This window comes from Cellulomonas hominis (assembly GCF_005239125.1).
Taxonomy (GTDB): domain Bacteria; phylum Actinomycetota; class Actinomycetes; order Actinomycetales; family Cellulomonadaceae; genus Cellulomonas; species Cellulomonas hominis_A.
On record NZ_SZYE01000306.1, the window covers coordinates 1 to 2,411 of the forward strand.

The 2,411-nt window shown below is 76.4% G+C and carries 3 protein-coding genes; 1 reads left to right on the forward strand and 2 read right to left on the reverse strand.

Annotated elements, in window-relative coordinates; all coding sequences use genetic code 11:
* Nucleotides 1-335 (reverse strand): helix-turn-helix domain-containing protein (locus FA014_RS19175; protein WP_154731202.1); only part of this gene is annotated, 335 nt, incomplete at its 3' end.
* A gap of 163 nt (nucleotides 336-498) precedes the next feature.
* Here FA014_RS19175 and FA014_RS19180 point away from each other — a divergent pair.
* Nucleotides 499-1,320 (forward strand): alpha/beta fold hydrolase, encoded by an 822-nt coding sequence (locus FA014_RS19180; RefSeq protein WP_154731203.1) that lies wholly within the window; start codon nucleotides 499-501, stop codon nucleotides 1,318-1,320.
* On the opposite strand, the gene FA014_RS20355 is transcribed toward FA014_RS19180, so the two are convergent.
* The gene (locus FA014_RS20355) at nucleotides 1,307-2,386 is read right to left on the reverse strand and encodes a class I mannose-6-phosphate isomerase (protein ID WP_230323438.1); all 1,080 of its coding nucleotides are present in this window, start codon (nucleotides 2,384-2,386) and stop codon (nucleotides 1,307-1,309) included. The two genes, FA014_RS19180 and FA014_RS20355, sit on opposite strands and share 14 nt — an antisense overlap.
* Between the last annotated feature and the right edge of the window lie 25 nt (nucleotides 2,387-2,411).

A 2,411-nucleotide genomic window follows, 5' to 3' on the forward strand; every position in this document is an offset into this window, starting at 1 on the left:
TCCGCGGCCGCGAGCGCCGCCGTGCGCGCCGCGTCGTCCCCCGTGCGACGCCACGCGGTGACGCAGGACAGCGTGTACAGGAAGCCGAGGTCGTGGGTGCGGCGCCGGCCGGCGCGCGCGACGCGGAGCAGCACCGCCCGGTCCGCCGCCGCCAGCCCCAGGGCGTCCGCGAGCGCCTGCACCGTCCGGTGCTGCGGGCCGCGGCTGACCCCGCGCTCGATGTCGCCGATCCCGCGGTCGCTCACCCCGGACGCCGCCGCCAGGTCCTCGATCGTCAGGTCCGCCTCCTGGCGGTGCCGACGCAGGAGCGCTCCCAGGTCGTCGCCGTCCTGCATCGCCTCGCCCGCTCTCGCCGCGCCGGCCGAGCTCCCCCGAGTTCTGCCGGACTTCTTCCTGGTGCCGCGCGGCGCTGCGCGGTCCCATGGTCCACGGGGCCGGACGCCCCGGGCAAGTGTCCCGGGTCCGGTCGGTCCGAGCCCCGTCCGCCAAGGAGGAACCATGCCCTACGTCAGCACGCCCGACGGCGCCGAGATCTTCTACCAGGACTACGGCCAGGGGAAGCCGGTCCTGCTCAGCCACGGCTGGCCGCTGAGCTCCGAGGCCTGGGCCTACGAGCTCAAGGTGCTCGCCGACAACGGCTACCGCGCCATCGCGCACGACCGTCGCGGCCACGGCCGCTCGTCGCGCACCAGCGGCGGCAACGACATGGACACCTACGCCCGCGACCTCGCGTCGCTGGTCGAGCAGCTCGACCTCACCGACCTCACCGTGGTCGGCCACTCCACGGGTGGCGGCGAGGTCGTCCGGTACGCCGCGCAGCACGGCAAGGGCCGCGTGACGAAGGTGATCACCGTGGGCGCCGTCCCGCCCGTGATGGTGCAGTCCGAGTCGAACCCCGAGGGCACCCCGATCGAGGTGTTCGACGGCATCCGCGAGGGCGTGCTCCGCGACCGCTCGCAGTTCTACCAGGACCTGTCGGAGACCTTCTTCGGCGCCAACCGCGAGGGCTCGACCATCAGCCAGGGCCTGCGCGACGACTTCTGGCGGCAGAGCATGCTCGCCGAGCTCCAGGCCGCCTACGACTGCGTCGCGGTGTTCTCGGAGACCGACTTCACCGAGGACCTGAAGGCGCTCGAGGTGCCGATCCTGATCGCGCACGGCGACGACGACCAGATCGTCCCGATCGCGGCCGCCGCCTACAAGTCGATCGACCTGGTCCGGCTCGGCACGCTCAAGGTCTACCCGGGCGCCCCGCACGGCTTCTCGGGCACCTACCAGGAGGCCCTGATCGAGGACGTCCTGGCGTTCATCGCCGACTGACCGGTGCCCCGGCGCCGGCTGCCCGGGACCCGGCGGACACCTCCGTCCGACCCGGGTCCTGGGCACCCGGCGCCTCCGCGGGGGGCCGGCAGCGCAGCAGCTCGAGCGGCCGGCCGGGCCGCGGCTCGAGGCGCAGCGGGCCCGCCGACCACGGGACCAGCACGGTGGAGCCGCGGCGCAGCGGCGTGCGCGCACCGTCGCGGCCCACGAGCGCGCCCGCGCCCGCGACGACCACCGCGACCGCGAACCCCGCCTCCCACTCCCCCGCCCCGCGCCACCGCTCGACCCGGAAGAACGGCGCCGCGCCCGGGAGCAGGTCACCCACGTCGCCGGCCCGGGCGCCGCGCAGCGCCTCGACCTCGGACGCCCGCCACCCCCGGCGGTCGACGGCCGCGAGCGCCGTGCCGAACCCGAGCCCGAGGTGCCCGGCCACCGCGCCGTCGATCGCGAACCCCGCCCACTCGACCAGGATCGACAGGTCCGTGGGCTCCTGGAGCTCGACGACGAACGCCCCGGCGCCGATCGCGTGCGGCAGCCCTGCCGGGACCAGCACGGCGTCCCCCGGCGCCAGGTGCAGCACGTGCATGGCGTCGAGCACCGCCGCGGTGTCCTGCTCGTCGACCCAGCGGCGCAGCTCGTCCGCACCGACGTCTCTCCGGAACCCCAGGTGCACCGGGGCGGCGGTCAGGGCGACCCACGCCTCCGTCTTGCCGTGCGCGAGCCCCAGGTGCCGCGCGGCGAACGGGACGTCCGGGTGCGCGTGCACCGGCAGCCGCTCGCCCGCGTCCAGCAGCTTGACCAGCAGCCCGACGTCCGACCCGTGCGCGGCCGCGCGGTCCGGGCCGAGCCACGCCACGGGGTCGGCCGCCACCGCGTCGGCGAGCGTCCCGCCCCCGGGCAGCCGCGTCAGGCCGAGCGCGTCCTCGCCGAACAGCGTCGTCGCCGAGCCGACCCAGTCCTCGGGCACGTGGTCGCCGGCGGCGGGCGCGCCGTCCGGGCCGCGGAACTCCGCGATCCGCGCGCCGCCCGCGTAGAACCGGTCGGCGGGCTGGTTCGCGGCCAGCACGACGGGGCCGGGCGGTGCCCCGTGC

Coding starts and splice junctions, on each gene's coding strand:
- FA014_RS19180 (WP_154731203.1), top strand. CDS start 499: ATGCCCTACGTCAGCACGCCCGACGGCGCCGAGATCTTCTACCAGGAC.